Source organism: Kitasatospora sp. NPDC056446 (genome assembly GCF_042796115.1).
In the GTDB taxonomy this organism is placed as follows: domain Bacteria; phylum Actinomycetota; class Actinomycetes; order Streptomycetales; family Streptomycetaceae; genus Kitasatospora.
In genome coordinates this window covers 29,878-34,851 of sequence record NZ_JBHTRF010000085.1, presented here as the reverse complement: position 1 = coordinate 34,851, position 4,974 = coordinate 29,878, and the positions used below count along the sequence as shown (strand labels likewise).

General features: G+C 74.4%; 6 protein-coding genes. 4 read left to right on the top strand and 2 right to left on the bottom strand.

Annotated features, from left to right (window positions below):
• Positions 1-57 precede the first annotated feature (57 nt).
• Positions 58-1,245, bottom strand: coding sequence for a polysaccharide deacetylase family protein (locus tag ACFQ6N_RS34280; RefSeq protein WP_380657649.1), 1,188 nt, complete (start codon positions 1,243-1,245; stop codon positions 58-60).
• A gap of 569 nt (positions 1,246-1,814) precedes the next feature.
• On the opposite strand from ACFQ6N_RS34280, the gene ACFQ6N_RS34275 reads away from it, so the two are divergent.
• From ACFQ6N_RS34275 to ACFQ6N_RS34265, 3 genes are all read left to right on the top strand, one after another.
• On the top strand, positions 1,815-2,087 hold the full coding sequence (locus ACFQ6N_RS34275; protein ID WP_380657648.1) for a hypothetical protein: 273 nt from the start codon (positions 1,815-1,817) through the stop codon (positions 2,085-2,087).
• Between the two features lie 287 nt (positions 2,088-2,374).
• Positions 2,375-2,926 carry a sugar transferase gene (locus ACFQ6N_RS34270; RefSeq protein WP_380657646.1) on the top strand — a complete coding sequence of 184 codons (552 nt, stop codon included), beginning with the start codon at positions 2,375-2,377 and terminating at the stop codon, positions 2,924-2,926.
• A 50-nt stretch (positions 2,927-2,976) separates the two neighbouring features.
• Positions 2,977-3,465, top strand: a complete 489-nt coding sequence (locus ACFQ6N_RS34265) for an NUDIX domain-containing protein (protein ID WP_380657645.1) — start codon at positions 2,977-2,979, stop codon at positions 3,463-3,465.
• 114 nt (positions 3,466-3,579) lie between these two features.
• Here ACFQ6N_RS34265 and ACFQ6N_RS34260 read toward each other — a convergent pair whose 3' ends face one another.
• A complete protein-coding gene (locus ACFQ6N_RS34260; RefSeq protein WP_380657643.1) occupies positions 3,580-4,119 on the bottom strand; it encodes a PTS-dependent dihydroxyacetone kinase phosphotransferase subunit DhaM in 540 nt (179 codons plus the stop codon).
• Between the two features lie 429 nt (positions 4,120-4,548).
• On the opposite strand from ACFQ6N_RS34260, the gene ACFQ6N_RS34255 reads away from it, so the two are divergent.
• A complete protein-coding gene (locus tag ACFQ6N_RS34255) occupies positions 4,549-4,812 on the top strand; it encodes a DUF397 domain-containing protein (RefSeq protein WP_380657642.1) in 264 nt (87 codons plus the stop codon).
• Positions 4,813-4,974: the final 162 nt, after the last annotated feature.

Genomic DNA, 4,974 nt, shown 5'->3' with positions numbered 1-4,974 from the left:
GCCAGGTTAATCGGGCGGGGGGGCGGCGGCCCCGCCCCCCCCCCCCCCCGCGGCGGATCAGGCGACGGCTTGGCGGCGCCAGCGGCGGTAGGCGGGTTCAAGGCCGGAGAGGATGGTGTCGAAGCGGCGGGTGCTGGTGGTGGAGTCGACCTGGAGCCGGCTGATCTGGAGGGGGTTGGAGGGGAGGCGGGGGCCCAGGCGGTGGTCGGAGAGGAAGCCGAGCCGGTAGCCGAGTTCCTGCAGAACGGTTTCAGCACGTGGGTCGTGGCCGCCGTCCGGATAGGCGAAGGCGGTCGGGGGCGCGCCGAGCCAGCGGGTGAGGGCCTCGTGGGCGCCGGTGATCTCGGTGCGGACGGTGTCGTCGTCGCAGCGCCCGAGGCACGGGTGCCCCTGGGTGTGGTTGCCGATCGCGACGCCCCCGTCCCGCAGGGCGAGGAGATCGGCGGGGGTGAGCTGCTCCTGACGGGGCGGTCGGCGGTCGGCGCTGGCCCGCAGTTCGTGCAGGCTGCGTCGGCGGTCCGGGTCGGGCATGGCCTTGAGTCGGCGGAGCAACTGGGACGGGTGTCCGCAGTCGAGCGAGCGGGCGCGCCCCCCGTGCCGGGCCAGGAAGTCGGCCTCGTGCCACCAGAACGGCCGCTCGGTGCCGATGAGCTCCGAGATGACGAAGGCGGTGGCCGGAATGCGACGGGCGTCGAGGGCGGGCAGGGCGTGGGTGAGGACGCTCCGGTCGGCGTCGTCGAAGGTGACCAGGACGCTCCGGGGCGGCAGCGGTCGGCGCTCGGTCACGGCCTGGAGGACGGCGGCGAGCGAGACCGGGGTGGCGAGGCGCTGGAGCCGGTCGAGCTGGGCGCCGAACGTCCGGTGGTCGGTCACCCCGTGGTACGCGAGCACGGCCAGGCGCTGGGCCGCCCGGGCCCGGAACAGCGGCTGGACGGGGGCGAACCGCAGCCATTCGCCCCGTGCGTCCTGCTGTTCCGTCCCGGCGGACCCCCCGGCGGAGACCTCGGCCGGTACCGCGGTCGGTACTCCGGTCGGTACTCCGGTCGGTACCCAGGCCGAGACTCCGACGGGCTTGTCGACGGGCATCTCGACCGGCCCGAGCGAGAGTCGGCGACGGCCCCCGCCGTGCCGGTTCCCGTCGTGCCGGTCCGTCGTGCAGCCGGTGGGTGGCGGCAGCGCGCGCACGCCTGGCACCGGCCTGGCACGGGCCATGGAGATCGGTGGTGTGGACTGGGACTGCGGCACGGTTCCCCCTCGTTCGCCGAGCGGCGTGGCGGTACCGCCGGAGGACGGAGCCCGACCTCCGACTCCAGGGGTCGGCGGCTCCGCCCCTGGACTTTCCTGTTCTCGGTGGGGGGTTCACACCCGTCCCTCGAACGGCTCCTGGATCACTCAATGCCATTGAGACCGTTGCACCACAGGGATGGTTGTACCGGGGGGACGAGGATTTTTCGTGGACTGATTGTGGAGTCGGAATGCGCATCGGGAGGGCTTGGGAGGGCCTCGGGCAGGTCTTGGAACGACTTCGTCCGGGCCCGCCGGACGGCCGTCGGACCGACCCCCGGACCGACCTCCGGGCCCGTCCCCGTCACACCGTCGGCCGACTCCGCTCCGACCGTGCTCCGACCCCCGTCCGGCTCTGCGCCGATCCCTCCACCGATCACTCCTTCGACCCCTCCGTCGACCCCTCGTGCGGCCCCCGCCGGAGCCTGTGTCGACCCCCGGCCGATGCCTCGCCGGCCGGTCGCGCAGCGTGTGCGGATCCGCACTCCCTGCGGGCTGCTTCCCGGGTTCCCCCGGGGTACCTTGGGCTCATGGCAGATGCGGACCGTGACCCCTTCCACCTGCATGGCGCCTCCCGGATGGCCCGCGCGTGCAGTGGGGGAGCCCTGGTCACCCACCAGCTCCCGCTGACCGTGGTGGGCCTGGCCTGCCTGGCGGCGGGGATCGTCGTGGCGGTGATCGTTCCGGACAGTGACGGTCCCGCCTGGGCGATGGCCGTGGCCGGCTGCCTGGCGGCCGGTGTCCTGCTGCTCGGCCGGATCGCTTTCGGCCTGTTCCGCGACCGGCGCCGCGCCGCGCTCTAGCGGGTGTCCGACCGGTCGGTCCTACACGAGTGCCTGACCTCCGGCCCCGGCGTACGGCGTACCGGTCAGTCAGTATGTCGATCGCGTTCGGAATTCTGAAACGGTAGATCGAGCGAAATTGGTCAGACCGACCGAATATCGTCCAGTCGGACAATCTCCCGCTGCTTTCTTTCACCATTCCCGGACGGCCGCTTCATCGCGCCTCTACCGTGAATGCGTTCTTCCGGCTCGAAGCGCCGTGGAGGGGGAGCGATGAGCAGCAGACCGGATAGTGCCGTGTCCGCCTCATGAAACGCGGTGGCGATCTCGCCGTCGTCGCCCTGGCCGCGATCGTCGCGCTGCCGCTGGCCCTGCTGATCGCCGCCCTGCTGCTCTGTACGACCGGCGGCCCGGTGCTCCGGCGGCAGCCCCGGGCCGGACGGCACGGACGGGAGTTCCGGGTCCTGCGCTTCCGGACCGGCGGCGCGGGCCGGCTCGGCGTCCTGCTGCGCCGGACCGGCCTGGAAGAGCTGCCGAGGCTGTGGAACGTCGTCCGCGGCGAGATGGGGGTGGTCGGCCCCCGGCCGGCCAGTCCCGACCAGGTGCTGCGCTACTCCTGCCGCGAGCGCGCCCGGCTCGACGTGCGCCCCGGACTGACCGGCTGGGCCCAACTCCACAGCCACGGCAAGAGCAACGGCCGCCCGTACGACGACACCCGAGCCCGCGCCGCCGAACTGGACCTCTGGTACGTCGGGCACCGCTCGCTCCGGCTCGACCTGCACATCCTCGGCCTCACCGTCCTGGCCCTGGCGCGCCCCGCCCCCGAACGGCTCAGCCCCACCGGGGACCTGCCGGGCTGAGCCGGACGGGCCGAACCGGACGGGGGAGCCACCCGGCTAGGCTGCGCCACATGGCCATTCCCCCCTTCCTCGCCGAACTCCGCTCCCTCGTGGGCACCCGCCCGCTCTGGCTGAGCGCCGTCGTCGCCGTCGTGCTGGACGACCACGACCGGGTGCTGCTCGCCCGCCGGGCCGACGACGGCCGGTGGGCGCCGGTCGGCGGCATCCTCGTCCCGGGCGAGCAGCCCGCCGACGGCGTGGTGCGCGAGTGCGAGGAGGAGACCGGCGTGGTGGTCGTGCCCGAGCTGCTCGCCTCGGCAACCGTCTCCCCGGAGGTGACGTACCCGAACGGCGATGTGACGCAGTACCTGGTGCTGACCTTCCGCTGCCGCGCGGTCGGCGGCGAGGCGCGGGTGAACGACGACGAGTCGCTGGATGTCGGCTGGTTCGCGCTGGACGAGCTGCCGCCGATGATCGGGACGGAGCAGGAGCGGCTGCGCCACGCGCTGGAGTGCGAGGGCCCGGCGGTCTTCACCTGGGAGGGCAAGGAGCGCCCCTGACCGCCCGCCGGTTTCGGCCGCTCGGCGTCGTCGCCCGCAGGCGTCGGCTCACCGGCTCCGGCCCGTCGGCGCCGGCGTCGGCCGCTCGGCGCCCTGCCGGTCCGGTCCGCCCGGTCAGCCCTTGTGCTGCCGGTAGGCCTCCTCCGCCGCGTCCAGGACCGCCGCCAGGTCGCCGCCCGCCGTGGCGGTCGCGGTCGCGGCCACCGCGCCCTCGACGAACGGGGCATCGGCGAACCGGACCGGGAACGGCAGCCCGTGCTCGTCGGCCTCGGACAGCAGGGCCCGGACGGTGCCGACGGCGCTGCCCAGGTCGGCGAGGACCACCACGCCGTGGCCCTGGTCCACCCGGCGGGTCGCGGCGGCCACCAGGACGGCGCTGATGCCGGGTCCGTCCGACGGGTCGCCGCCGGTCGCGGAGACCGGGGCGGGGGAGTCGGATCCGGTCAGTGCGAGCGCGAGGTCGCGTACGGCGGTGGCCAGTTCCTGGCTGTGCGACACCAGGACGATCCCGACCCGCCCGTGCGGCCGGGACCGGCCCGAGGAGGGCCGGGGCAGCGGCGTGGCCGAGGGGGGCGTGCGCGGTGCCGGGGGATGGGCCGAGGGCGCGTCGGAGATGGGGATGACGTCGGCGCTGGTGCCGTCCCGGCGGCTCATCGGCTGCTCCCTTGGGCGGGTCGGTGGGTGGGACGCTGCGGTCGGTGGGGCGCTGCGCCTGGTGCGGCATCGCGGTTCGCGGTGCGGGGTGGTGCGTTCGGTGCGGGGCGCCCGGAGGCGCGGTGCGGCCCGTACGGGGCCGTGGAGGGCTCCGTACGGGCCGCTGGACCGTTTCTCCGGGGTTCTCCGGGGTTCTCCGGGGCCTCCCGGCCCGAGCGGGCGCCCTGGCAGCACTCTGGCAGCTGCCCGCCGCCCCCGCCGGTCGGGACACGCTTGAGGGCGCGCTTCGGGCCACGCCGCGGGGAGCGTCTCGACCGTTCCTCCGGTGCCGCCCGTCCCCGGCCGGGGGAGTACTCGTCAACCCGCTGACCGTGGCCGCGCGGTGTGGCTAGGCTGGCCCCGGAAAGCCGTCGGGAGGAGATCGTTCAAGTGGCAGCCAACAGCGGGACGGACACGGAGACGGGCGGGGCGCAGCCGGAGCTGGCGCCGAGCGGGAAGCCCAAGGTGGACTTCACCGGCGCGGAGTGGCTGTGCAGCAGCCAGGGTGTCGGGGACGTCCAGATCGCCTTCGTGGACGGGTACATCGGGATGCGGGACGGCCGTCAGGAGGACGGGCCGATCCTGGTCTTCACGCCGGCGGAGTGGCGGGCCTTCGTGCTCGGCGCCCGGGACGGCGAGTTCGACCTCACCTGAGGAGGGTGCCTGTCGCAGGCGCCCGAGCCGCGGGGGGGGGGGCCCCGGCCCGGCCCGGGGGGGGCCCCCCCGGCGTTTGCCGGGGGCGGGGCGGGGGTTTTAGGGGGGGGTGATCAAAAAAGCTGATAATATTGGGTGGGCCCCCCGGAGTTATTTTTTTGT

Excerpts from the sequence above, each read along its gene's own strand:
- ACFQ6N_RS34270 (WP_380657646.1), top strand. The coding sequence starts at position 2,375 with ATGAAACGCGGTGGCGATCTCGCCGTCGTCGCCCTGGCCGCGATCGTC.
- ACFQ6N_RS34275 (WP_380657648.1), top strand. The coding sequence starts at position 1,815 with ATGGCAGATGCGGACCGTGACCCCTTCCACCTGCATGGCGCCTCCCGG.
- ACFQ6N_RS34265 (WP_380657645.1), top strand. The coding sequence starts at position 2,977 with ATGGCCATTCCCCCCTTCCTCGCCGAACTCCGCTCCCTCGTGGGCACC.
- ACFQ6N_RS34260 (WP_380657643.1), bottom strand. The coding sequence starts at position 4,119 with ATGAGCCGCCGGGACGGCACCAGCGCCGACGTCATCCCCATCTCCGAC.